Source organism: Klebsiella sp. HMSC16C06 (assembly GCF_001808325.1).
Taxonomy (GTDB): Bacteria; Pseudomonadota; Gammaproteobacteria; order Enterobacterales; family Enterobacteriaceae; genus Klebsiella; species Klebsiella variicola.
In genome coordinates this window covers 6,806-31,847 of the sequence record NZ_KV793021.1, presented here as the reverse complement: position 1 = coordinate 31,847, position 25,042 = coordinate 6,806, and the positions used below count along the sequence as shown (strand labels likewise).

The following is a 25,042-nucleotide window of genomic DNA, read 5'->3' as shown; positions in this document are numbered from 1 at the left end:
TTGCAAATGCGCCAGCGGATGCGCGGCGGCTGCGCGATTTGCAACAGCGCGGCGCGGCGAAGCTGTTTTCAGTGCCTTGATTTTAAAAGATTAATTTTTTATTCACCATTGGCATGATTATCGCTAACACCCATATAACCAAATTAAAACATCTCTTCGATAAATATCGGATATGGTTATATAGGAAATAGATAATGACGCAGCAAGCTCCCGACAAGATCAATGTCTTCTGGTTCTTACCTACCCATGGCGATGGCCGTTATCTGGGTACCACCGAGGGTGGACGCCCGGTCGATTTACCTTATCTGCAGCAGGTGGCGTTGGCGGCCGACAGTCTGGGCTACTACGGCGTGCTGATCCCCACCGGTAAAAGCTGTGAAGATTCGTGGCTGGTGGCCTCGGCGCTGGCGCCGTTGACCCGCCGTCTGCGCTATCTGGTGGCGGTCAGGCCGGGCCTGCAGCCGCCAACCCTGGCGGCGCGGATGGCGGCCACCCTCGACCGTTTATCGGAAGGTCGGCTGCTGATCAACGTCGTTACCGGCGGCGACCCGGTGGAAAACAAAGGCGACGGTATCTTCCTCAGCCACAGCGAGCGCTATCAGGTGACCCGCGAATTTCTCGATGTTTACACCCGCCTGCTGCGCGGGGAAAAAGTGGACTATCACGGTGAGCATATTCATGTGGAAGGTGCTGAAGTGCTGTTCCCGCCGGTACAGGAGAATGGCCCGCCGCTCTATTTCGGCGGCTCTTCTGAGGCGGCCATTGATGTGGCGGCCGAGCAGATCGACAGCTATCTGACCTGGGGCGAACCCCCGGAACTGGTGGCGGAGAAGCTGGCGGTGGTGCGCGAGCGCGCCGCGGCCCGCGGACGCACCCTGCAGTACGGCATTCGTCTGCATGTGATTGTGCGCGAAACGGAAGAAGAGGCATGGGCCGCCGCCGACCGGCTGATCGCCCATCTTGACGACGATACCATTGCCCAGGCGCAAAAGATCTTCGCCCGCATGGACTCGGCCGGCCAGGCGCGGATGAGCGCCCTGCATCAGGGGTCGCGCGATAATCTGCGCATTGCGCCCAATCTGTGGGCCGGCGTCGGACTGGTGCGCGGCGGCGCGGGTACCGCGCTGGTAGGTAATCCGCAGCAGGTAGCGGAACGCATCCGCGAATATCAGGCGCTCGGCATCAGCAACTTTATCTTCTCCGGCTACCCACATCTGGAAGAAGCGCACCGCTTTGCTGAGCTGGTGATGCCTCTGTTGCCGCTGGAAAACGCGGCCTCGTCGAAGGCGCGCAGCGTGAACACCGGTCCGTTTGGCGAAACCATCGGCGGCGATAAGCGCCCGGTGCGCCAGGTTAGCGCCAGCTGATGGCCCGGAGCGCGACCATGAGACAGCATACCGGAGGAGGGCTGCGATGAGTGCAGAACCGCATATCGTGATTATCGGCGGCGGCTTTAGCGGCGCGGCGGTGGCGATTGAGCTGCTGCGCCTGGCGCCGAACGGGGTGCGCGTGACGCTGCTGGAGCCGCGCCAGTCCCCCGGGGCCGGGGTGGCCTACCCCACTGCGGAGCCGACGCACCGGATTAACGTTCCGGCCGCTCGCATGCAGCTGGCCGGCGACGAAGAGGGCGCCTTCGATCATTGGTACCGCCATCAGCCTGCCTTTGCCGTCGATGTGCAGGCGCTGCGCCCGGACGGTTCCGTCTACCCTCAGCGCGGCCAGTTTGGTCGCTATGTGGCGCAGCGTTTTGCCGACGCCGTGGCGTCCAGCGGCGGACGGCTTCGCCACCTGCGCGATCGGGCGCTCGCTTTTCATCAGGGGACGGTGACCACCGACGGCGGCCTGCAGCTTAAGGCCGATCTGCTGGTGCTGGCGATCAGTCATCCACCGCCTTCGCTGCCGCCGCAGGCCGAAGCCTGGCGTCATCATCCGGCGCTGATTGCCAACCCGTGGCAGCCCGGCGCGCTCGATGCCATCGCCCCGCACGCCCGGGTGGCGGTGATGGGCACCGGATTAACCATGGCCGATACGGTCGCGACGCTGGACCGGCTGGGCCACCGCGGCAGTATCGTCGCCTTTTCGCGCCATGGCCTGCTGTCGCGCGGCAACCTTAGCGGCGCGGGGACAACCTGGCCCGGCGACTATCAGCAGGGCAACCTGCGTCAGCGCCTGCGCCAGATCCGCCTCGACGTCGCCTATGCGGCGCAGCAGGGCCTGAGCTGGCAGGTGGTGCTGGATGCGGTTCGTCAGCAGGGGCAGCGGATCTGGCAGGCGCTCAGCGTCGCCGATCGCCAGCGTTTTCTGCGCCATCTGCGCCATTACTGGGATGTCCACCGCTACCGCGTGGCGCCGCAGGTCGCCGAGGTGCTGGAGGCGCGCCAGCGCACGGGCAGTCTACAGGTGCAGGCGGCCAGGCTACTGTCGATAAGCGGTGAAGGCGAAACGCTGCGTCTGACGCTGGCGCGGCGCGGCGGCGGTGTGCAAACCCTGAGCGTCAATCATCTGATCCTGACGACCGGACCCGCACACCGCGCCCTGACCGACAGCCAGCCATTTTTACAGGACCTCGCCCGCCGCGGCCTGATTCGCGCCGATGCCCTCGGCATGGGCCTGGAGGTGGACAGCCGTTCCCGGGCAGTGGCTGAGCCGCACGTTGAGGCGCTGCCGGTGCTGGTGGCCGGTCCGGCCGCCCGCGGGCGTTTTGGCGAACTGATGGGCCTGCCGCAGGTAGCCGACCATGCCGCTGACGTGGCGGCGCAAGCGTTACTCACGCTCGGGATCCCGCAGGACTCCCGATGTCCTGCGTACTGAATACCTCCCTTTATTTTCCCTGATTCATTTTGCCGCGTGCGCCCCGGCGACGGGCCGCGCTATGGAGATTGCTATGTCATCACAACGTGAAATTCGTCTTAACGCTTTCGATATGAACTGCGTCGGCCATCAGTCGCCGGGCCTGTGGGCGCATCCCCGGGATCGCTCCTGGCAGTATAAAGATCTGGAGTACTGGGTGGATCTGGCGCGGCTGCTGGAGCGCGGCAAGTTCGACGGGCTGTTTATCGCCGACGTGCTGGGGATCTATGACGTACTGGACGGCAGCGGCGACGCGGCGATCCGCCAGGCGACGCAGGTTCCGGTCAACGATCCGCTGGCTCTGATCACCCCGATGGCGCTGGTGACGGAGCATCTGGGCTTCGGCCTGACCGCCTCGCTGTCGTTTGAGCATCCTTACCCCTTCGCTCGTCGTCTGTCGACGCTCGATCATCTGACCAAAGGGCGGGTGGGCTGGAATATCGTCACCTCCTATCTGGAGAGCGGGGCGCGCAATATCGGCCAGCAGACCCAGACCGACCATGACACCCGCTATGACTATGCCGATGAGTATTTGCAGGTGATCTACAAACTGCTGGAGGGAAGCTGGGAGGACGGGGCGGTGCTGCGCGACAGAGAGCGGAAGATCTTCAGCGATCCGCGGAAAATCCATCCCATTAACCATCAGGGACAGTTCTTTTCCGTGCCGGGGATCCACCTCTGCGAGCCATCCCCGCAGCGCACGCCGGTGCTGTATCAGGCGGGGGCGTCCAGCCGCGGCAAACAGTTCGCCGCCGGCCATGCCGAATGCGTCTTCGTCGCAGCGCCGTCGAAGGTGCTGCTGAAGAAGACGGTGGCGGATATTCGCCGCCGGGCAGCTGAAGCGGGGCGAGATCCGCACAGCATCCTGATCTTCAACCTGCAGACGGTGATTGTCGGCGACACCGACCGTGAGGCGCAGGCGAAGTGGCAGGAATATAAGCAGTACGTCAGCTATGAAGGCGCGCTGGCGCTGCTCTCCGGCTGGACGGGGATCGATTTCGGCCAGTATCAGCCGGATCAGGTGCTGAAGTATCTGCACACCAACGCCATTCAGTCGGCGGTGGAGGCCTTTTCGACCGCTGATCCGAACCGCCAGTGGACGGTGCAGGCCCTGGCCGATTGGGCGGGGATCGGCGGCTTCGGTCCGCTAGTGGTTGGCAGCGCGCAAACCGTGGCGGACGAACTGCAGTCCTGGGTCGAAGAGACGGACGTCGATGGCTTTAACCTCGCCTATGCCGTCACTCACGAAACCTTCCGCGACGTCGTCGAGCTGCTGGTGCCTGAGCTGCAAAAGCGCGGCGTCTTTAAGCAGGAGTACCGCGAGGGGACCCTGCGCGAAAAACTGTTCGGCGCCGGCCCGCGTCTGGCTGCGCCTCACCCGGGCGCCAGCTACCGCCGCGATGCGCGCACGGCGGCATCGGTAGAGGAGAAGGTGACATGATCGCTATCGATGACCTGCATAAAAGTTACCGCACGGCGGATGGCCGGCTCAGCGCGGTGCTGAAAGGGCTGTCGCTGCAGGTGCCTGAGCGCTCCATCACCGCGGTGGTGGGGCCGAGCGGCGCCGGTAAATCAACCCTGGCGCGCTGCATCAGCCTGCTGGAGCAACCGGACAGCGGCAGCATTCGTATCAATGGCCAGGATCTGTCGGCGCTGTCCGGCGAGGCGCTGCGCCGGGAACGGCGGGCGATTGGCACCGTTTTCCAGTCTTCGGCGCTGTTGAGCCGCAGGACCGCCTGGGAGAATGTCGCCCTGCCGCTGGCGTGGCTGGGTGTGGTGGAGCGCGATATCAAGGCGCGGGTTGGCGAGCTGCTGGAGAGCGTCGGCCTGAGCCACAAAGCCGATGCCTGGCCGGCCCAGCTCTCAGGCGGCCAGCGCCAGCGGATCGGCATTGCCCGCGCGCTGGCGCTGCGCCCGTCCGTTCTGCTGGCGGATGAAGCCACCTCCGGCCTCGATCCTCAGGCCACGGCCTCGGTGCTGGCTCTGCTCAAGCGGCTGCGTGACGAGTACCAGTTGGCGATCGTCCTGATCACCCATGAAATGGACGCGGTGCGCACGGCGGCGGATGCGGTGGCGGAGATCCGCGACGGGACGATCGTCCAGTACGGGCGGATCGAAGATCTGCTGGCGCGTCCCGATTCTCTGCTCGGCCAGCAGCTGTTGCCGCTGACGCCGGCGGCAGCGGCCCACAGCGATCTGCTGCTGCGTCTGAGCTACCGCTGGGATGTGCCGGTGGCCACCGACTGGATCAGCCGCCTGAGCCAGCAGTGGGCGCTGCAGATCGATCTCCTTGGCGGTCACGTCGAGGTGATTAATGGTCGGCTGGCCGGTCGCCTGCAGGCCGGAGTGCGCTTTCAGGGCGAACGCCTGTCGCCCGCGCGACTGCAGGGCCTGCTGGCGCAGCTCGGCATAACGGCGGAGATCCTCGACAGCGCGCCGTTGCTCAGGGAGGTGGTATGAAACCGACAGTCATCAGCCAGGATACCCCCTGGGGCGAAATCCCTTCGCTGCTGCTCCCCGCCTATGGCGAAACCTGGCTTATGGTGGCCATTGTGATGCTGTTTGTCGTCACGCTGGGGGGGCTGGTGGGGGTGGTGTTGTTTAACGCCTCGCCGCGGGGCTTATTTCCGCACGCGCTGCTGTACCGGCTGCTGAACTGGGTGGTCAATATGGGACGTTCGCTGCCGTTTCTGGTGCTGATGGCCGCTATTATCCCGTTCACTTACTGGCTGACCGGCACCACGATTGGCATCCCCGCCGCGGTAGTGCCGATGATCGCCGCCGGCGTCCCGTTCTTTGGCCGTCTGGTGGAGAACGCGCTGCGCGAGTTGCCGGCGGAGGTCACCGCAGTGGGGGTCGTCTGCGGCGGGTCGCGCTGGCAAATCATTGCCAGCGCGCAGCTCAGTGAAGCCTTGCCCGCGCTGGTGGCGGCGGTGACGCTGAACCTGGTCTCGATGATTGAGTATTCGGCTATCGCCGGGACCATCGGCGCCGGCGGCATCGGCTACCTGGCCGTGGTGTACGGCTATCAGCGCTTCGACAACCACATCATGATCGCGACGATCGTCGCCCTGATCCAGTTGATTCAATTTTTGGGTGACCGTCTGGTCAACCGTTTACGCCACACGCAGGGGAACCTTGTATGACAACAGAGCAATTTGAGTTACGTAAAGCGCGGCGCTGGCCCTGGCTGGCGGCGCTGGCGGTGATTATCCTGCTCGCCATCGCCTTCTGGTGGTGGCGGGGACATACCCAAAGCCAGCAGGTGGTCTTCGGCAGCACGTTAAAAATTCACTACGAGCCGGCGATGGCCGGCGAGCAGCGGATCATTGAGTATATTAATCAGCATATTGCGCCCGATTACGGTCTGAAACTGGAGGCGGTGGGGGTGCAGGATCCGGTCCAGGCTGACCGCGCGGTAGCGGAAGGACAGTATGCCGGGACGATCTATCAGCATCAGTGGTGGCTTAAACAGGTGGTGGACGCTAACGGCTTTGCGCTGTCGACCACGGTGCCGGTGTTCCAGTGGGCGTTTGGCATCTATTCCGACCGCTACTCGTCGGTACAGGCGTTGCCCAACGGCGCGACCATTGTCGTGCCTGACGATGGCGCCAATCAGGGGCAGGCCTTGTGGCTGCTCCAGCGCATTGGGTTGATCTCGCTCGACCCGGCGGTGGAGCCGCGTACGGCGAAGCTGAAAAATATTGTCGGTAACCCGCATCAGTTTGTCTTTAAAGAGCTGGATCTGCTGACCATGCCGCGGGCGTTAAATTCGGTGGATGCCGCCATCGGCTATGTCTCGCAATTTGACGCCGGGAAAGTGCCGCGTGAGAAAGGCATATTATTCCCGCCGGCGCCGCGCACCTTTGCTTCGCAATTAGTGATTGGTACACCGTATTTATCGCAGGAAAATATCGTCAAATTAAAACAGGCTTTTTCTGACCCGCGGATCCAGACGTGGTTACAAACCACCGATGACCCGCTGGTAAAAGACGTATTAGTTCCAGTGTCCGCGGAATAAGCGTCCTGCACGACGTCTATTTTCGTTGTTATTTATTTCCCTTGAGGATGCGCGAAAGCGCGTCCTTTTTGTGCTGGTAATATTTATTAACTTATTGATTATATTGATTTTTATAGAATGATTTGTTGTTTTGATTCTCGTCGCGCGCGGTCTATAACCGCTGATGACCTGCACAAAATAATAAGGTGAAAAAATGAGTACATTACCAGTGGATAATCCCGGTATCGCTTCGGTACCGGTCAGTAGCGTCGGGGATGTGGCGCGGCTAATTAATTCCGGCAAGGAACAAGCGAAATATGCGCGGATGATTGTCTTCCTCGCGCTGGGGGGCGTTTTTCTCGACGCATATGACTTAACCACGCTCTCCTACGGTATTGATGACGTTGTACGTGAATTTCAGCTCTCACCGCTGCTGACCGGCCTGGTGACTTCGTCCATTATGGTCGGGACTATCGTCGGCAATATTATCGGCGGCTGGCTGACCGATAAATATGGTCGCTATTCGGTTTTTATGGCCGATATGTTCTTTTTCGTGATTTCGGCTATCGCCGCCGGGCTGGCGCCGAACGTCTGGGTGTTGATTGGCGCCCGCTTCCTGATGGGCATCGGCGTTGGCATCGACCTGCCGGTAGCGATGTCCTATCTGGCCGAGTTTTCCCGCTTTGCCGGCAAAGGCAACAAAGCGGCTCGCCTCGCGGCGTGGTGCCCGATGTGGTACGCCGCCTCAACCGTCTGCTTTCTCATTATCTTCGGCCTCTATTTCCTGCTGCCGCAGGAGCATCTTGACTGGCTGTGGCGCGCCTCCCTGCTGTTCGGCGCCGCGCCGGCACTGCTGATTATTGCCGTCCGCAGTCGATTTATGAATGAATCCCCTCTGTGGGCGGCGAACCAGGGCGATCTGACCTCTGCAGTGCGTATTTTACGCGACTCCTGGGGGATCCATGCCCATGAGGTCCCGGCGGCGAAGCCCGCGCCCGCGCCGAAAGTGAGCTTCCGCGTGCTGTTCGAAAAACCCTACCGTGAGCGGACTATCGTCGCCGGGGTGATGAATATCTGTATCTCCTTCGAGTACACGGCGATTGCCTTTTTCCTGCCGTCAATTCTTGCCCAGTTCCTCGGGGCTGGCGTCTTCGAAACTATTTCGGCATCGCTGGGGCTGAACGCCCTGTTTGCTTTTACCGGCGGGCTGCTCGGTATGCATCTGGCGTGGAAATATCCTTCGCGTCATGTGGCGATAGCCGGCTTCGCCCTGCAGTTTGTGGCGCTGATTGTGCTGGCGCTGGTGGGGCAACCGCACGCGACGGCAGGTATCGTGCTGGCTATCGCGATGCTGGGGCTGTGGCTGTTCGCCGAAGGGTTTGGCCCGGGGGCGCAGCTGATGATCTACCCGGCGCTCTCCTATCCTACTGCCATTCGCGCCACCGGGGTCGGTTTCAGCCGGGCACTCTCCGGGATCGGCAGCGCGCTGGCGTTGTTTATTCTGCCGCTGCTGCAGGCCTCCCTCGGCACGCAGATGTTCTGGGTGGTCTCGCTTGCCGCCATTATTCCCATTTTCTTCCTGCTGGCGGTCCGTCATGAACCGACGCGAGAAGATATCGACGCACTCCATGAATAAGGAACTGACAATGACCCTGCTCTCCACTGGCACCGATTATGACGCGCTGGCGGCCGCCTTCCGCCCGATATTCACCCGTATCGCCCAGGGCGCTGCGGAGCGCGAACAGCAGCGCATTCTGCCCGATGAGCCGATCCGCTGGCTGAAAGAAGCGGGCTTCGGCACGCTGCGTATCCCGCGCGAGAAGGGCGGCTGGGGCGCTTCGCTGCCGCAGCTCAGCGCGCTGCTGATCGAGCTGGCGCAAGCGGACTCTAACCTGCCGCAGGCCCTGCGCGCGCACTTTGCCTTTGTGGAAGATCAGCTGAATCAGCCGGATTCCGCCGGGCGCGACCGCTGGTTTCGTCGCTTCCTCGACGGTGAGCTGGTGGGCAGCGGCTGGACGGAGATCGGCGCGGTTAAGCTGGGAGAGGTGAACACCAGAGTGACGCCGACAGAGGGCGGCTGGCGACTCGACGGCGAGAAGTTTTACAGCACCGGCGCGCTGTACGCCGACTGGATCGATGTGTTTGCCCGGCGCAGTGATACCGCCGGCGATGTGATAGCCCTGGTCAGTACCCAGCAGACCGGCGTGGAGCGGGAAGATGACTGGGATGGCTTTGGCCAGCGGTTGACCGGCAGCGGAACCACCCGCTTTACCGGCGCTCGGGTGGAAACCGAACATGTCTATGATTTTGCCCAGCGCTTTCGCTATCAGACCGCCTTCTACCAGCATGTGCTGCTGGCGACCCTCGCGGGCATTGGCCTGGCGGTTGAGCGGGATGCCGCGCAGGGCGTCAAACATCGCTCCCGGATGTACAGCCACGGCAACGCCGCCGTGCCGCGCGATGACGCCCAGGTTCTGCAGGTCGTTGGGCAGATCAGCAGCTGGGCATGGGCGACCCGGGCCGCGGTCCTGCAGGCCGCGGAATCGCTGCAGCAGGCCTATGTGGCGCACGTCAGCGACGACGAAGCATTGATTGCCCGGCGTAACCAGCTGGCGGAAGTGGAAGCGGCGCAGGCGCAGGTGATCGCCAGCGACTGGATCCCGCGGGCGGCGACGGAGCTGTTTAATGCCCTCGGGGCGTCGGACACGCGGACCCGTCTGGCGCTGGATCGCCACTGGCGCAATGCGCGGACGGTCGCCTCGCATAATCCGGTGATTTATAAGGCACGCAATATCGGTAACTGGCTGGTGAACGGTGAAGCGCCCACCTTTATCTGGCAGATTGGCAATGGTGAGAAAACGGCGGGGTAAGCCTGTCGGCGACGGGAGGCGCAGTGCTTCCCGTCGTCAGGAAAATCAAGGTTTATCCAGCGACCAGGTGGCGCTGCGCACGTCGACTTTCACCGGCAGCAGGCCGATGCGCGTAAAGGTATCCGCCAGCGCCTGCTGTTCGTTATACACCGCCGGGGTCATGCGTTCGGCACCGTAGGGCAGGCGGGCCAGGGTCTTCAGCCAGATGGCTTTATCCAGTCCGGTTGAGGTCGACAGCAGCCCGGCGGCCTCGTCCTGATGGCTGTTCGCCCACGCGCTGAGTTTACCCAGCTCATCCACCACCTGCTTTGCTGTCTCCGGGTAGGTATCTGCAAACTTGCGGCTGGCGAGATAGAAGGTGTAGTGCGGCACCAGCCCCTCGGCATTGCGGATCTGTCGGGCTTTCGCGTTGGTTTCCACTTCTGCGAGGAACGGATCCCAGATCACCCACGCATCAATCGCCCCGCGCTGGAAAGCGGCGCGGGCATCCGCCGGCGGCAGATAGACCGGGGTGATGTCTTTATAGCTGAGGCCCGCTTTTTCCAGTGCGGCAACCAGCAGGTAGTTGACGTCAGACCCCTTGTTCAACCCCACGCGCTTGCCCTTCAGGTCGGCCACGCTGTGGATTGCCGACTGTTCAGGCACCACAATCGCTTCCGTTTTCGGGTTAGCGGGGGAATGGGCAAGGTAGACCAGATCGGCTTGCGCCGCCTGGGCAAAGGCCGGAGGCGCATCGCCGGTCGCGGCCAGATCGATACTACCGACATTCAGCCCCTCCAGCATTTGCGGTCCGGCGGGGAATTCGACCCAGCGTACGGCAATACCCTGTTTTTTCAGGCTCTCATCCAGCGTGCCGCGGTACTTCAGCAGCGCGAAGATATTCGCCTTTTGATAGCCGATGTTGACGGTTTCCGGCGCTTTGGCCAGCGCGGAGGTAGAGAGGGCGGCGAGGACCAGCAGCCAGGCGGGGCGGAATCGGTTGGACATTGTCTGTTCTCCTTAGCGGTTTTGCGTAAGGTAACAAACAGCGCTTATAACCATTAAATAACTAAAATTTTATTGATATAACAAAAAGAGTTATTCAGGACGATGACCCGACACGCCGACGCGTGCCGGGTCTGAGGATTAATCGCAGGCGACGATCTTCATCGCCAGGCCACCGCGAGAGGTTTCCCGGTACTTGGCGTTCATGTCTTTACCGGTTTCGTACATGGTCTCGATCACTTTATCGAGGCAGACGCGCGGCTCGCTGGTCCGGCGCAGCGCCATTCGCGCGGCGTTGACCGCTTTCACGGCGGCGATAGCGTTGCGTTCGATGCACGGTACCTGCACCTGGCCGGCAACCGGGTCGCAGGTCAGGCCGAGGTTATGCTCCATGGCGATCTCTGCCGCGATGCACACCTGACCCGGGCTACCGCCCAGCAGTTCCGCCAGACCGGCCGCCGCCATCGAGCAGGCGACGCCCACTTCACCCTGACAGCCGACTTCGGCGCCGGAGATTGACGCGTTCATCTTATACAGCGAACCAATCGCGCTGGCGACCAGCATATAGCGGGCCAGAGAGTTGCTGTTCACCTTGCGGATAAACTTGTCGTAGTAGGCCAGCACCGCCGGCACGATACCGCAGGCGCCGTTGGTTGGCGCGGTAACGACCCGGCCACCGGCGGCGTTCTCTTCGTTCACCGCCAGGGCGAACATATTGATCCAGTCGACCACCGCCATCGGATCGCTGTTGGTGGTGTCCTGACTCACCAGCATGCGGCGCAGCGCGGCGGCCCGGCGCGGCACGCGCAGTTTGCCCGGCAGAACGCCTTCGGTGGTGATGCCGCGTTCGATACCGGCGCTCATCACTTCCCATACCGCGGCAAAGTGTTGCTCCAGCGCTTCTTTGCTGTGCAGCGCCAGTTCGTTCTGCATCATCAGCCCAGAGAGCGACAGCCCGGTTTCACGGCAGTGACGCTGCAGGTCGGCGGCGTTTTTATAAGGGTAAGGAACCGCAACCGGCGCATCGGCGATCTGGCCGAAGTGCGCTTCGTCGACGATAAAGCCGCCGCCGATAGAGTAATACGTCTGGCTGTAGATCACCTTGTCACCGGCCAGGGCGGTAATGCGCATGCCGTTCTCATGCAGCGACAGGTTGTCGGCATGGAAATTCATGCACTGATCGACCGGGAAGTCCACTTCGTGCTGACCGTTGGCCAGCATCAGGCGGCCATGGGTGTTAACGTCCTGAATAAAGCCCGGAATGGCGTCGATGTCGACGGTGTCCGGCAGGTTGCCGGCGAGTCCCATGATAATCGCGATGTCGGTATGGTGGCCTTTACCGGTCAGGGAGAGGGAGCCATAGACGTCGACGACGACTTTGCTGACGTCGGCCAGCAGGCCGCGTGCGATCAGATCGTCAGTGAATTGTTTGCCCGCTTTCATCGGTCCAACGGTATGGGAGCTGGAAGGGCCAATGCCGATTTTAAAGATATCGAATACGCTGATCATATGTATTCCCGTGCTGTCGGAAAGCGCGCCGCCGTTAAGCGGCGCGGGGGGAGGTATTGACTGAATTAGCTGAACAGCGAGTAGAAGATCGCGGAGATGGCAATCAGACCCATAATCACCACGAAGACGTTGCTGATATGGCCGCTGTATTTACGCATCGCCGGCACTTTCTGAATCGCGTACATCGGCATCAGGAACAGGATCATCGCGATAATCGGGCCGCCAAGGGTCTCGATCATCCCGAGGATGCTCGGGTTCAGCGTCGCCACAATCCAGGTAGTCACCAGCATGAACAGCGCTGTCAGCTTGTTCAGTTTGTTGACTTCGATAGATTTGCCTTTACTGCGCAGGGATTTAATCACCATGCCGTTAAAGCCTTCGCGGGCGCCCAGATAGTGGCCGAGGAAGGATTTGGTGATGGCGATCATCGCGATGATCGGTGCCATCCAGGCGATAACCGGCGCGTTAAAGTGGTTTGCCAGGTAAGACAGAATCGAGATGTTCTGCTCTTTCGCCGCCGCCAGGTCCGCCGGAGAGAGGCTCAGGACGCAGCTGAATACGAAGAACATCACGGTCAGCACCATCATAATGTGAGCGCGGGCCAGGATGCTGGAGCATTTCTTCTCGGCGCCTGCGCCGTACTCTTCACGCTTGGCCACCGCGAAGGAGGAGATGATCGGCGAGTGGTTGAAGGAGAAGACCATCACCGGGATCGCCAGCCACAGGGTCATCAGCAGGCCATTGCCGGTTGCGGAGGCGCTGCTCAGGGAGAGCGTCTCCAGCGCCGCGCCGTTCCACTGCGGGATCAGGTACAGCGCCAGAATCATCAGGGCGATAACGAACGGGAACACCAGGATGCTCATCGCTTTCACAATCATCTGCTCACCGAAACGCACGATGGTCATCATGCCGACGATCAGGATCAGCGACAGAATGGCGCGCGGCGGCGGCGTCATGTGCAGCTGGTGCGACATGAAGGTTTCGACGGTGTTAGTGATCGCCACGCTGTACACCAGCAGGATCGGGTAGATAGCGAAGAAGTAGAGCAGGGTAATCAGCTTCCCTGCGCCTACGCCGAAGTGTTCTTCCACCACTTCGGTGATGTCTTCGCCCGGGTTTTTCCCGGAGAGGACGAAGCGAGTCATACCGCGGTGAGCGAAGAAGGTCATCGGGAAGGCCAGAATCGCCATGATAATCAGGGGGATCATGCCGCCGACGCCGGCGTTGATCGGCAGGAACAAGACGCCCGCGCCGATCGCTGTACCGTACAGGCCCAGCATCCACATGGTGTCGGTTTTACGCCATCCGCTGCGGGTTTCGCCCGAAACGATGGTGCTGGTTTGAGTGGTTTCCATCTGTATCTCCTGGAGGAATCAACAAAATCTAATGAACAAATACAATTGCGTAACATGAAATTCGTTTAATTACGGTTTTTTTAGAAATTTTCTCCGTAATAATTGGGCCGGAAAGATACATTTATATGGTTTATGCATCAGTGATCGCGATCTCAAATGCAATAATCCACTTTCAATGTGCGTATTTTTAGTCCAACAGCCTGTTTCTGGTGATCAGCCAGCGATTTGTGGCGCGCAGGCTACCATTTGCAGCATATGAGATAAAAGCGGAGCGGCGTAATAACGAGGGATTTACTGTAAAAAAGAGATGTAGTCGACGTTTTTGCGCTTAAAACCATTTTTTGCAGTGATAATTGTCGCAGTTTTTACCAACGCAAACGATTGGCTATGTAGAAATGATTCAGGTGACTGAATAATAACAGAAAGGTTTTTAGCGTGTTCTGGAAGTCAGAGGAAGAGAGCCCGCCGGGGGCAGGCTGTAGAAGATACCCCGGCGGGAGAGTGAGAAATCAGGCGATGATTTCGTAGCAAGGAATATAGGCGGTGCCGCCCGGCAGTTTCATACGATGCTGGGCGACGAAGCCCTGCAGCAGATCGTCCATGCGGCGCATCATCTCCGGATCGCCATGCAGCTTGTAAGGACCGTACTGCTCAATGGCCTGGATGCCCACCTCTTTGACGTTACCCGCGACAATCCCGGAGAAGGCGCGACGCAGGTCGGCGGCCAGCACTTCCACCGGTTGGTCCGGGGAGAGCTTGAGATTGGCCATATTTTCATGGGTCGGATCAAACGGCATCTGCAGGTCCGGCGAGATGCGAATCGACCAGTTGAAGCTGTAGGCGTCATCGGTCTCGCGACGGCTCTCTTTCACCAGCGGCATCGCTTTTTTCATCTGCCGCGCCACTTCCGCCGGATCGTCGATGATGATCCGATAGTGACGACGGGCGGACTCGCCCAGAGTATGGGTGATAAACTCGTCCAGCACGCGGAAGTAGTCGGCGCTCTCTTTCGGTCCGGTGAGGATCAGCGGCAGCACCTGCGCTTTGTTCTCCGGATGCATCAGAATACCCAGCAGATAGAGCAGCTCTTCGGCAGTGCCGACGCCGCCCGGGAAGATAATAATCCCGTGGGCGATGCGCACGAAGGCTTCCAGACGCTTTTCGATATCCGGCATGATGATCAGTTCGTTGACCAGCGGGTTCGGCGGTTCTGCGGCAATGATGGACGGTTCGGTCATGCCGATAAAGCGGCTGTCTTTGTAGCGCTGCTGCGCGTGGCCGACGGCGGCGCCTTTCATCGGGGCCTCCATCGCGCCAGGCCCGCAGCCGGTGCAGATGTTCAGTTCGCGCAGTCCCAACTGCGTACCGACGCGGCGGGCGTAGAGATATTCGTTTTCATTAATGGAGTGACCGCCCCAGCAGACGATCATGTTCGGTGCTTCGCCGACGTGCAGCGCGCGGGCGTTGCGCAGGATCGAAAACACCAGGTTGGTGATATGGACCGAACTTTCCAGATCGAGATTCGGGAAGCGAACGGTATTGTGGATCTGGCCGTAAACGAACAGGATATCGCGCAGCACGGCGAACAGGTTGGCCTGCAGGGAACGGATAATACGCCCGTCAACGAAAGCTTCTTCCGGCGGGTTGATCAGTTCCAGCTTCACGCCACGTTCGCGACGCAGCACGTTAATCTCGAAGTTTTCAAAACGGGAGAGCAGCTCCTTGCTGTTATCGGTCAGGCTCCCCGAGTTAAGCACAGCAAGCGAGCAGTTGCGAAAGAGTTGATACAGGTCACTGCTGGCGGTGCGCTTAAGCATATCCACTTCCAGCTGCGACAGCATATCCATTGAACCAAGCGGGCTAACATGTGTAATCAAGTGAACTCCTTACAGGACGCTTATGGTCTTCCTGTGATTACAATAGCCCTGCGAGCGGCGTTTCCACAACCTTGCGCGCGCCTAAACGCACGCATATTGTGAAATTATTTATTATTGTCGGGCGAGGCGGCCAGTGGCGGGGGAAAAGTCGCCGTTGCTGCGCCAGGGGTTGATATCCAGACCGCCGCGTCGCGTATAGCGGGCGTAAACGGAAAGCGATTCCGGCTGGCAGAAACGGAGAATATCGTTAAAGATGCGCTCGACGCACTGCTCATGGAATTCGTTATGATGGCGGAATGAGACCAGATAGCGCAGGAGCTGCTCGCGGTCGATTTTCGCCCCCCGATACTGGATCTGTACCGAGCCCCAGTCCGGCTGGTGGGTGATCAGGCAGTTGGATTTCAGCAGATGGCTGACCAGCGTCTCTTCCACTATTTTGCCGCTGGCGGCGCCCTGCAGATAGTCGGCGCTGAACTGATAGTTATCGATCTCGATATCCTGATCGTCGATGCAGGCGCCGTGCAGGTGGGCAATCGGCTGGCCTTCCAGTTCATCCAGCCGATACAGCGCCACCTTGACCTCGCCCTGCGCGCAGGCGCTCAGATCGCGGGTCAGCGTCTCTGCAACGTCCTGCCAGCTGGCGAAACGCGTCTGGTTAAAGCTGTTGAGATAGAGCTTAAAGCTTTTTGACTCCACCAGATTGACGCTGGTGTCGGGGAGCTCGACGTGGCCGACAGCGACCTGCGGCAGGCCTTTGCCGTTCAGCCAGGAGAGTTCGTACAGCGTCCAGATATCGGCGCCGTGGAACGGCAGGTTATCGGCATGCAGGCCCAGCGGATCGCGGTTAAGGCTGCGCGGGACGCCCTGCAGCAGCGAGGCGTCATAAGTATCGCGGTAATCGGTTGATTTACCGAGCGTCAGGCCGGCCAGCGCCTGATGATTATCGTAAGAAGACATGTTTCACCATAGTAAAGCGGGTACACTATCTCTCCAGTGTATCCTGTCTAACGTGAAGAGAGAAACCGGTGGACCATCAGACCGCAGAAGCGCTGCGCGCTTTTACCCAACGATACTGCGCCGCCTGGCAGCAACAGCGCAACAGCCTGCCGCGCAGTGAAGAGCTTTACGGCGTTCCGTCGCCTTGCGTCGTTGATACCCAGGGCGAGGCCGTATTCTGGCAGCCGCAGCCGTTTTCGCTGGCGCAAAATATCAGCGCGGTTGAACGCGCCCTGGATATTGTGGTACAACAGCCGCTTCATTCTTATTATACCACTCAGTTTGCCGGCGACATGACCGGCCGGTTTGCCGACGAAACGCTGACGCTGCTGCAGACCTGGAGTGAAGAGGATTTCCAGCGGGTGCAGGAAAACTTAATCGGGCACCTGGTGGTACAGAAGCGCTTGAAGCTGGCGCCGACGCTGTTTATCGCCACCCTCGAGAGTGAACGGGATGTGATTTCCGTCTGTAATCTCAGCGGCGAGGTGATCAAAGAGACCCTCGGCACCGCCAAACGCATCACGCTTTCCCCCTCGCTTGCGAGTTTCCTCAGCCACCTTGAGCCGGTTCTGTAATCCAGTCTACCTGGTCGTTTGTGAGAGATCTCTTACAAAACCTGTAAGAGATCGTCATCATTTAAGGCAAATTTAATCCCTTCTTTTTTTTATAAGTCATTGGTATAAAATCAGATCTTAATTTTTTCGTCCTTTTGAGTGGGGACTAATCTTAAGAGATTGTCTCAAGAAGGGTTGTAAGACGAGGCAGAATCAGTGATCCTATGTCTGTCGACAGGAAGTCGCGAAATGAAGCGAACATCAGGATGATGGCGCTTCTGCAGGACCCGCCAGGATGGCGTTGCAAGGACAGGCTTCAGGATGAAGCAAGGATAACGCAGGAACGCGTAATGGACACCTCCAGGATGGAGAACGAGAGCCGCTCAGGATGAACGGTGGATCAGGAAGATCGGGACAAACTTATGGATAAGTCATTTCGCATCGGGGTGGTGTGAAAGCAGGATGCACGTGTTTATGGATGAACATGGTCAGGAGACCTCAGGAAAAGTTTTCAAGGACGAGCAGGGAGCACCAATGTAGCGGGACTGCTGCAAAACGAACCGGGAGCACTGTTTATACAGTGCTCCCTTTTTTTATTTCTCCTGCGGATTTGCTATCCTGCGCCCGGTTTTTAACTCATCGAGGTTTCCCCATGACTCTTCACGATAGCGTGCGCGATCGCCTGCGCGCCATTGAAGCCCTGCTGCGCGAAACGGAGCACTGGCAGGAGACGGCGCCTGACAGCAGCGCCTTCGCCAGCGATAAGCCGTTTTGCCTGGATACCCTGGAGCCGCTGGAGTGGCTGCAGTGGGTCCTGATCCCGCGTATGCACCAGCTGCTGGAGAGCGGCCAGCCGCTGCCGCAAAATTTTGCCGTTGCGCCTTATTACGAAATGGCTCTGGATCAGGCCCACCCGGTCCGCGAATCCATGCTGGCGGAACTTCTGCTGTTAGACGCGCTGTTTGCCGGTGAGCAGGCCTGATGCTGGAGATTATCTACCAGGACGACTGGCTGGTGGCGGTCAACAAACCCTCGGGCTGGCTGGTGCATCGCAGCTGGCTCGATCGCGACGAGAAAGTGGTGGTGATGCAGACCGTGCGCGACCAGATCGGTCAGCACGTTTTTACCGCTCATCGTCTCGACCGGCCCACCTCCGGCGTGCTGCTGATGGGATTGTCGAGCGAGGCGGGCCGGCTGCTGGCGCAACAGTTCGAGCAGCACCAGATCCGGAAGCGCTACCATGCGATCGTCCGCGGCTGGCTGATGGAAGAGGCGCTGCTGGATTACCCGCTGGTGGAGGAGCTGGATAGAATCGCCGATAAGTTCGCCCGCGAAGATAAAGGGCCGCAGCCAGCGGTAACCCACTACCGCGGTCTGGCGACAGTGGAGATGCCGGTGGCAACCGGGCGTTATCCCACCACGCGCTACGGGCTGGTGGAACTGGAGCCGAAAACCGGCCGCAAGCACCAGCTGCGCCGCCATCTTGCTCATCTGCGTCATCCGATCCTTGGCGACAGCAAGCACGGCGATCTGCGGCAAAACCGCAGCGCCGCAGAACATTTCGGCTGTCACCGCCTGATGCTGCACGCCAGCGAGCTGTCGTTGACCCATCCTTTTACCGGCGAGCCGCTGACCCTGCGCGCTGGTTTTGACGAGGTCTGGATGCGCGCCCTGTCGCAGTTTGGCTGGCGAGGGCTTCTCCCGCTAAATGAAAGGGTTGAGTTTGCCGATGACTGCGGTCAGGATGAAGGGAATAAGGTCAATCCAGGGAGATAATAGCATGGCGGAAGTCGGAATTTTTGTCGGCACCATGTACGGCAACTCGCTGCTGGTCGCGGAAGAAGCGGAAGCGATCCTCAGCGGACTGGGACACAAGGCAACCGTGTACGAGGATCCGCAGGTCAACGACTGGGAATCCTATACGGGTAAATATGTGCTGGTGGTCACCTCCACCACCGGGCAGGGCGATCTGCCGGACAGCATTGTTCCGCTGTATGAGGGGATGAAAGATATGTATCAGCCCCATCTGCGCTACGGCATTATCGCGCTCGGCGACAGCACCTATGCTAACTTTTGCGGCGGCGGGCTGAAGTTCGACCAGCTACTGCAGGAGCAGGGCGCGAAGCGCATCGGCGAGATGCTGAAGATTGACGCCAGCGAAGACCCGGAGCCGGAGAGCGTCTCCAATCCGTGGGTTGAGCAGTGGGCCACCCTGCTCGAATAAAAGCGCTGCCCTCTCCCTACGCAGAGGGCGCTCTTTCAATACGTCGCAGCCAGATACGCGGACGTCAAAATGGTAGCGCGTTCCTGGCGCCACGCCTTTAGGCAAACGCCACAATATCCTTAGCAATATCATGGCTTAAGCCAGCCAGTTTCACCGGGTCAAGTGAGGTATTTCACACTCCGGCCCTTTTTGCTGTGCTTTGCGGCTCCAGCGGCGCTGGTTTTTCATTTCCGTGAACTTCCCCCCATTCTTTCAGGCATTCGCCACAAACCACCTGCAATAGCGGCGTAAAAGCTGTGTAGATGCACGGTGAGCCGCGGTGTGCCTCTTCATATACTGCTCCAGCCAGTGATAAATGCAGTGCCAGATATAACGACAACTATCAAAACACGACCACGTCATTCTGATTACCCTACAGGTTGTGCTGTTCAGAATGAACGTAGCTAAACGCTATGATTCAGGAGTACAACAATGAGTTCATTAAGTCAGGCGGCGACGGCGGCTGAAAAGCGCACCAACGCCCGCTACTGGATAGTGGTGATGCTGTTTATCGTCACTTCTTTTAACTATGGTGACCGGGCGACGCTGTCGATCGCCGGTTCAGAAATGGCCAAAGATATCGGCCTCGATCCTGTTGGCATGGGGTATGTGTTCTCCGCGTTCTCATGGGCGTATGTCATCGGCCAGATCCCGGGCGGCTGGCTGCTTGACCGCTTCGGTTCGAAGCGCGTCTATTTCTGGTCGATCTTCATCTGGTCGATGTTTACCCTGCTGCAGGGCTTCGTCGATATCTTCAGCGGCTTTGGCATTATCATCGCGCTGTTCACTCTGCGTTTCCTCGTCGGCCTTGCCGAGTCGCCGTCATTCCCCGGCAACAGCCGTATCGTCGCCGCCTGGTTCCCGGCGCAGGAGAGGGGGACGGCGGTATCGATTTTTAACTCCGCCCAGTACTTTGCCACCGTTATCTTCGCGCCGATCATGGGCTGGCTGACGCATGAGGTGGGTTGGTCGCACGTGTTCTTCTTTATGGGCGGCCTGGGGATTGTGATCAGCTTTGTGTGGTTGAAAGTGATCCACGATCCGAACAACCATCCGGGCGTGAACCAGAAAGAGCTGGACTATATCGCCGAAGGCGGGGCGCTGATCAACATGGATCAGAAGAGTAGCGCGCAGAAAGTGCCGTTTAGCGTCAAAATGGGACAGATCAGACAGCTGATCGGATCGCGGATGATGATCGGCATCTATATCGGTCAGTATTGCATCAACGCCTTAACCTACTTCTTTATCACCTGGTTCCCGGTTTATCTGGTGCAGGCGCGCGGCATGTCGATCCTCAAAGCCGGCTTTGTCGCCTCCGTTCCGGCGGTGTGCGGCTTTGTCGGCGGGGTGCTGGGCGGGGTGATTTCCGACTGGTTAATGCGCCGCACCGGCTCGCTGAACATCGCGCGCAAAACGCCGATCGTGCTGGGGATGCTGCTCTCCATGACCATGCTGATGTGTAACTATGTCAACGTGGAGTGGATGGTGATCGGTTTTATGGCAATGGCCTTCTTCGGCAAAGGGATCGGGGCGCTCGGCTGGGCGGTGATGGCGGATACCGCGCCGAAAGAAATTAGCGGTCTCTCCGGCGGCCTGTTCAACATGTTCGGCAATATCTCCGGTATCGTCACTCCCATCGCCATCGGCTATATCGTTGGCACCACCGGCTCGTTCAACGGCGCGCTGATCTACGTCGGCATCCATGCCCTGGTGGCGGTGCTGAGTTACCTGGTGTTGGTGGGCGATATCAAACGCATCGAACTGAAACCTGTGGTGGGGCGCTCATCATGACTACCCAATCCAGCCCGATTATCACTGAGATGAAGGTCATTCCGGTGGCCGGGCACGACAGCATGCTGCTGAACATCGGCGGGGCGCACAACGCCTGGTTTACCCGCAATATCGTGGTATTGACCGATAACGCCGGCCACACCGGCGTTGGCGAAGCGCCCGGCGGGGAGGTCATCTACCAGACGCTGCTGGCGGCGATCCCGCAGGTGGTGGGCCAGGAGGTCGCCCGACTCAATCGCGTAGTGCAGCAGGTGCACAAAGGCAATCAGGCGGCGGATTTCGATACCTTCGGCAAAGGGGCGTGGACCTTCGAACTGAAGGTTAACGCGGTGGCGGCGCTGGAAGCGGCGCTGCTCGACCTGCTCGGCCAGGTGCTGAAGGTGCCGGTCTGCGAGCTGCTGGGGCCGGGTAAGCAGCGTGATGCCGTCACCGTGCTGGGCTACCTGTTCTATATTGGCGATCGGCAGAAAACCGACCTTGGCTATCTGGACCATACGCCGGGCGATCATGAATGGTACCGCCTGCGCCATCAGCAGGCGTTGAGCAGCGAGGCGGTAGTGCGTCTGGCGGAAGCCGCCCAGGATCGCTACGGTTTCAAAGACTTTAAGCTGAAGGGCGGCGTGCTGTCCGGCGAGCAGGAGATCGACACCGCGCGGGCGCTGAAAAAGCGTTTTCCGGAGGCGCGCATCACCGTCGACCCGAACGGCGCCTGGCTGCTGGATGAGGCCATCGCGCTGTGCAAAGGGCTGCAGGATGTCCTGACTTATGCCGAAGATCCGTGCGGTGCCGAGCAAGGTTTCTCCGGCCGGGAGGTGATGGCCGAGTTCCGTCGTGCCACCGGGCTGCCGGTCGCCACCAATATGATCGCCACCAACTGGCGTGAAATGGGCCATGCGGTGATGCTCAATGCCGTCGACATCCCGCTGGCGGACCCGCATTTCTGGACGCTCTCCGGCGCGGTACGGGTGGCGCAACTGTGTGACGACTGGGGGCTCACCTGGGGCTGCCATTCCAACAACCACTTTGATATTTCCCTGGCGATGTTTACCCACGTCGGCGCCGCCGCGCCGGGCAACCCCACCGCCATTGACACCCACTGGATCTGGCAGGAGGGCGACGCGCGCCTGACCAAAAATCCGCTGCAGATTATTCACGGCAAGATTGCCGTGCCAGACGCGCCGGGACTCGGCGTGGAACTTGACTGGGAGCAGGTGCGCAAAGCCCATGAGGCCTATAAAGCGCTGCCGGGCGGCGCGCGCAACGACGCAGGCCCGATGCAGTACCTGATCCCCGGCTGGACATTCGACCGCAAACGTCCCGTTTTCGGCCGCCACTAATTAAAAAGGATGATGCTATGACGACTTTCACTTCAACGCCCGTTGTTACGACCATGCAGGTGATCCCGGTTGCCGGCCATGACAGCATGCTGATGAACCTGAGCGGCGCGCACGCCCCGTACTTCACCCGCAATATTGTGATTATCAAAGATAACGCCGGGCATACCGGCGTCGGCGAAATCCCCGGCGGCGAAAAAATCCGCCAGACCCTGGAAGATGCCGCGCCGCTGGTGGTGGGCAAAACGCTGGGCGAGTACAAGAATGTGCTGGGCGCGGTGCGCAATCAGTTTGCCGACCGCGACGCCGGGGGCCGCGGCCTGCAGACCTTCGACCTGCGTACTACCATTCACGTGGTAACCGGGATTGAAGCGGCGCTGCTGGACCTGCTGGGCCAGCACCTTGGCGTCAATGTCGCTTCTCTGCTTGGCGATGGCCAGCAGCGCAGCGAAGTCGAAATGCTGGGCTATCTGTTTTTTGTCGGCAACCGCCACGCCACGCCGCTGGCCTATCAGAGCCAGCCGGATGAGCAGTGCGAATGGTATCGCCTGCGCCATGAAGAGGCGATGACGCCGGATGCGGTGGTCCGCCTGGCGGAAGCGGCGTATGAAAAATATGGCTTCAACGACTTTAAGCTGAAGGGCGGCGTGCTGGCCGGTTTTGAAGAAGCTGAGGCGATCAGCGCCCTGGCGAAACGCTTCCCGAATGCCCGCGTCACTCTCGACCCGAACGGCGCCTGGCTGCTGGAGGAAGCCATCCAGATTGGTAAACAGCTGAAGGGCGTGCTGGCCTATGCGGAAGACCCATGCGGCGCCGAACAAGGTTTCTCTGGCCGCGAAGTGATGGCCGAGTTCCGCCGCGCGACGGGCCTGCCGACCGCGACCAATATGATCGCCACCGACTGGCGACAGATGGGCCATACCTTGTCCCTGCAGTCGGTGGATATCCCGCTGGCGGACCCGCACTTCTGGACCATGCAGGGGTCGGTGCGTGTGGCGCAGATGTGCCATGAGTTCGGCCTGACCTGGGGATCGCACTCCAATAACCACTTCGACGTGTCGCTGGCGATGTTCACCCATGTCGCGGCAGCGGCGCCGGGTAAAATCACCGCGATTGATACCCACTGGATTTGGCAGGAGGGCAACCAGCGTCTGACCAAACAACCTTTTGAAATCAAAGGCGGTATGGTGCAGGTACCGAGTACCCCGGGCCTGGGGGTTGAGCTGGATATGGACCGCGTGATGCAGGCAAATGAGCTATATAAGAAACATGGTCTTGGCGCCCGCGACGATGCGATGGCGATGCAGTATCTGATCCCGGGCTGGACCTTTGACAACAAGCGTCCATGCATGGTGCGCTAAAAGGCCGCCGGCCTCTGCGGGGGCCGGCATTGCGCGACAGCGCCAGGGGTTGGCTCAGAGTAAGGACAGCACATGAAAATAGTGATCGCACCGGATTCCTGGAAGGAGAGTCTGAGCGCGCTGGAAGTGGCCACGGCGATAGAGCAAGGCTTTCGCGAGATTTATCCTGACGCGGAGTACGTCAAGCTGCCGGTTGCCGACGGTGGTGAAGGGACGGTGGAAGCCATGGTGGCGGCGACCGGCGGGCATCAGGTTCCGCTGACGGTCACCGGGCCGCTGGGTGAACCGGTTGAGGCATTTTATGGGCTGTCCGGCGATCGCCAGTGCGCCTTTATCGAAATGGCGGCAGCCAGCGGGCTGGAGAGCGTCCCGCCGGCGCAGCGTAATCCGCTGCTGACCACTTCCTGGGGAACCGGGGAGCTGATCCGACACGCGCTGGACGCCGGCGTGCGACAGATCATTATTGGCATTGGCGGCAGTGCGACCAATGACGGCGGCGCCGGGATGGCGCAGGCGCTGGGGGCGAAACTGTTGACCGCCGACGGCCAGCAAATCGCCTCCGGGGGCGGCGCGCTGGAGACGCTGGCGCGTATCGACCTTAGCGAACTCGATCCGCGGCTGGCAGATTGCCGGATTGAGGTTGCCTGCGACGTCACCAACCCGCTAACCGGCCCGCAGGGGGCCAGCGCGGTGTTTGGCCCGCAAAAAGGGGCGACGACGCAGATGATCGACCGCCTCGACAGCGGCCTGCTGCACTATGCCCGGATAATCGCCCGTGATTTAGATATCGATGTGCTGAGCCTGGAAGGCGGTGGCGCGGCGGGCGGCATGGGGGCGGCGCTGTATGCGTTTTGTGGCGCAACGCTGCGCCCGGGCATTGAGATCGTCACCGATGCGCTGCAGCTGGCGACGCGGGTGGCGGATGCCGATTTAGTGATCACCGGCGAAGGGCGTATCGATAGCCAGACGATCCACGGCAAGGTGCCGGTGGGGGTAGCGAAGGTGGCGAAGCGTTTTAACGTTCCGGTGATTGGGATTGCCGGCAGCCTTACCGCCGATGTCGGGGTGGTGCATCAGCACGGACTGGATGCGGTATTCAGCGTGTTATATACCATCTGTACCCTGGATGAAGCGCTGGCCAATGCCGCCGCCAACCTGCGGATGACGGCGCGTAACGTCGCCGCGGTTTTGCAGATGGGCGATAAGCGGTAACCCGGCTGGCGCAGTGGTATTTGTAACCCGGATAAGGTGCGTAGCACCGCGATCCGGGAACCATCCCCGGTGGCGCTTACGCTTAC

The 25,042-nt window shown here is 60.2% G+C and carries 22 protein-coding genes; 17 read left to right on the top strand and 5 right to left on the bottom strand.

The features are described from left to right. The 9 genes from HMPREF3142_RS29595 (at position 1) to HMPREF3142_RS22805 (ending at position 9,720) form a co-directional block, all read left to right on the top strand. On the top strand, positions 1–117 hold the full coding sequence (locus tag HMPREF3142_RS29595; protein WP_040153195.1) for a hypothetical protein: 117 nt from the start codon (positions 1–3) through the stop codon (positions 115–117). Between the two features lie 77 nt (positions 118–194). Then, a complete protein-coding gene (ssuD, locus tag HMPREF3142_RS22840) occupies positions 195–1,367 on the top strand; it encodes an FMNH2-dependent alkanesulfonate monooxygenase (RefSeq protein WP_008806267.1) in 1,173 nt (390 codons plus the stop codon). Between the two features lie 46 nt (positions 1,368–1,413). Beyond that, positions 1,414–2,811, top strand: coding sequence for an FAD/NAD(P)-binding protein (locus HMPREF3142_RS22835; RefSeq protein ID WP_070612709.1), 1,398 nt, complete (start codon positions 1,414–1,416; stop codon positions 2,809–2,811). Between the two features lie 73 nt (positions 2,812–2,884). After that, entirely contained in the window at positions 2,885–4,291 is a 1,407-nt protein-coding gene (locus HMPREF3142_RS22830; RefSeq protein ID WP_070612707.1) for an LLM class flavin-dependent oxidoreductase, read from the top strand. Further along, the gene (locus HMPREF3142_RS22825) at positions 4,288–5,310 is read left to right on the top strand and encodes a methionine ABC transporter ATP-binding protein (protein ID WP_008806264.1); all 1,023 of its coding nucleotides are present in this window, start codon (positions 4,288–4,290) and stop codon (positions 5,308–5,310) included. The genes HMPREF3142_RS22830 and HMPREF3142_RS22825 overlap by 4 nt, the downstream gene beginning before the upstream one ends. Next, a complete protein-coding gene (locus HMPREF3142_RS22820) occupies positions 5,307–5,996 on the top strand; it encodes a methionine ABC transporter permease (protein ID WP_070612702.1) in 690 nt (229 codons plus the stop codon). Before HMPREF3142_RS22825 ends, HMPREF3142_RS22820 begins: the two co-directional genes overlap by 4 nt. Further along, positions 5,993–6,871: a MetQ/NlpA family ABC transporter substrate-binding protein gene (locus tag HMPREF3142_RS22815; protein ID WP_008806262.1), complete on the top strand. Its 879-nt coding sequence runs from the start codon at positions 5,993–5,995 to the stop codon at positions 6,869–6,871. The genes HMPREF3142_RS22820 and HMPREF3142_RS22815 overlap by 4 nt, the downstream gene beginning before the upstream one ends. A gap of 193 nt (positions 6,872–7,064) precedes the next feature. Beyond that, entirely contained in the window at positions 7,065–8,486 is a 1,422-nt protein-coding gene (locus HMPREF3142_RS22810; RefSeq protein WP_070612700.1) for an MFS transporter, read from the top strand. Between the two features lie 10 nt (positions 8,487–8,496). Beyond that, positions 8,497–9,720, top strand: coding sequence for an acyl-CoA dehydrogenase family protein (locus tag HMPREF3142_RS22805; RefSeq protein ID WP_070612698.1), 1,224 nt, complete (start codon positions 8,497–8,499; stop codon positions 9,718–9,720). Between the two features lie 45 nt (positions 9,721–9,765). Here HMPREF3142_RS22805 and HMPREF3142_RS22800 read toward each other — a convergent pair whose 3' ends face one another. The 5 genes from HMPREF3142_RS22800 to queF form a co-directional block, all read right to left on the bottom strand. Further along, on the bottom strand, positions 9,766–10,707 hold the full coding sequence (locus HMPREF3142_RS22800; protein ID WP_002915261.1) for an aliphatic sulfonate ABC transporter substrate-binding protein: 942 nt from the start codon (positions 10,705–10,707) through the stop codon (positions 9,766–9,768). Positions 10,708–10,845: 138 nt separating this feature from the next. Then, the gene (locus HMPREF3142_RS22795; RefSeq protein WP_012540721.1) at positions 10,846–12,213 is read right to left on the bottom strand and encodes an L-serine ammonia-lyase; all 1,368 of its coding nucleotides are present in this window, start codon (positions 12,211–12,213) and stop codon (positions 10,846–10,848) included. A gap of 65 nt (positions 12,214–12,278) precedes the next feature. After that, complete coding sequence (locus tag HMPREF3142_RS22790; protein WP_032731171.1) at positions 12,279–13,568, bottom strand: HAAAP family serine/threonine permease; 1,290 nt, start codon at positions 13,566–13,568, stop codon at positions 12,279–12,281. A gap of 509 nt (positions 13,569–14,077) precedes the next feature. Further along, the gene (gene ppnN, locus HMPREF3142_RS22785) at positions 14,078–15,445 is read right to left on the bottom strand and encodes a nucleotide 5'-monophosphate nucleosidase PpnN (RefSeq protein WP_070612696.1); all 1,368 of its coding nucleotides are present in this window, start codon (positions 15,443–15,445) and stop codon (positions 14,078–14,080) included. Between the two features lie 111 nt (positions 15,446–15,556). Continuing rightward, complete coding sequence (gene queF, locus HMPREF3142_RS22780; protein WP_044649723.1) at positions 15,557–16,402, bottom strand: NADPH-dependent 7-cyano-7-deazaguanine reductase QueF; 846 nt, start codon at positions 16,400–16,402, stop codon at positions 15,557–15,559. 68 nt (positions 16,403–16,470) lie between these two features. Between queF and syd the strand changes: the two genes are divergently transcribed. The 8 genes from syd (at position 16,471) to HMPREF3142_RS22740 (ending at position 24,956) form a co-directional block, all read left to right on the top strand. Then, the gene (syd, locus tag HMPREF3142_RS22775) at positions 16,471–17,016 is read left to right on the top strand and encodes a SecY-interacting protein (protein WP_008806256.1); all 546 of its coding nucleotides are present in this window, start codon (positions 16,471–16,473) and stop codon (positions 17,014–17,016) included. 631 nt (positions 17,017–17,647) lie between these two features. Next, positions 17,648–17,977 (top strand): YqcC family protein, encoded by a 330-nt coding sequence (locus tag HMPREF3142_RS22770; protein ID WP_002915249.1) that lies wholly within the window; start codon positions 17,648–17,650, stop codon positions 17,975–17,977. Continuing rightward, positions 17,977–18,771 carry a tRNA pseudouridine(65) synthase TruC gene (truC, locus tag HMPREF3142_RS22765; protein ID WP_070612694.1) on the top strand — a complete coding sequence of 265 codons (795 nt, stop codon included), beginning with the start codon at positions 17,977–17,979 and terminating at the stop codon, positions 18,769–18,771. The genes HMPREF3142_RS22770 and truC overlap by 1 nt, the downstream gene beginning before the upstream one ends. 4 nt (positions 18,772–18,775) lie before the next feature. Then, the gene (locus HMPREF3142_RS22760; RefSeq protein WP_008806253.1) at positions 18,776–19,219 is read left to right on the top strand and encodes a flavodoxin; all 444 of its coding nucleotides are present in this window, start codon (positions 18,776–18,778) and stop codon (positions 19,217–19,219) included. Positions 19,220–19,690: 471 nt separating this feature from the next. Beyond that, entirely contained in the window at positions 19,691–21,049 is a 1,359-nt protein-coding gene (locus HMPREF3142_RS22755; RefSeq protein ID WP_008806252.1) for an MFS transporter, read from the top strand. Then, positions 21,046–22,386, top strand: a complete 1,341-nt coding sequence (locus HMPREF3142_RS22750; RefSeq protein ID WP_070612692.1) for an enolase C-terminal domain-like protein — start codon at positions 21,046–21,048, stop codon at positions 22,384–22,386. The genes HMPREF3142_RS22755 and HMPREF3142_RS22750 overlap by 4 nt, the downstream gene beginning before the upstream one ends. Before the next feature lie 17 nt (positions 22,387–22,403). Further along, entirely contained in the window at positions 22,404–23,744 is a 1,341-nt protein-coding gene (gene gudD, locus HMPREF3142_RS22745; RefSeq protein ID WP_008806250.1) for a glucarate dehydratase, read from the top strand. Between the two features lie 72 nt (positions 23,745–23,816). Beyond that, positions 23,817–24,956 (top strand): glycerate kinase, encoded by a 1,140-nt coding sequence (locus HMPREF3142_RS22740; protein WP_008806249.1) that lies wholly within the window; start codon positions 23,817–23,819, stop codon positions 24,954–24,956. Positions 24,957–25,042: the final 86 nt, after the last annotated feature.